This window comes from Pseudomonas sp. HY2-MNA-CIBAN-0224 (assembly GCF_040310285.1).
Lineage (GTDB): Bacteria > Pseudomonadota > Gammaproteobacteria > Pseudomonadales > Pseudomonadaceae > Aquipseudomonas > Aquipseudomonas helleri.
This window is the reverse complement of record NZ_JBEOPQ010000315.1, coordinates 1-320: the sequence shown is the minus strand read 5'-3', so window position 1 is coordinate 320 and position 320 is coordinate 1. Positions and strand designations below refer to the sequence as shown.

Annotated in this window: 1 protein-coding gene; it reads left to right on the top strand. The window is 42.2% G+C overall.

Going from position 1 to position 320, the window contains the following annotated elements; genetic code table 11:
• On the top strand, window positions 1–320 hold a 320-nt coding region (locus AAEZ03_RS26550), incomplete at both ends, for a pseudouridine synthase (RefSeq protein ID WP_350582759.1).

Genomic DNA, 320 nt, shown 5'->3' with positions numbered 1-320 from the left:
AGCTTATTGAGCCACGAGAGCCTGATGATTTTGTTTTTATTGTGTTGAATAAGCCAGTAGGTATTGTCAGCACCACCGAGAGCTCTGAGAAAAACAACATCGTCGATTTTGTTATACATAGTTTACGTATTTTCCCCATCGGTCGTTTGGATAAGGACTCCCAAGGTTTAATCTTTTTGACCAACAATGGCGATCTGGTGAATAAGGTATTACGTGCTGGCAATAATCACGAAAAAGAATATTTGGTCACGGTCAATAAACCGATCACCGATAGTTTCATCGAGGGTTTGGCCGGTGGTGTGCCTATTTTGGGGCAGATG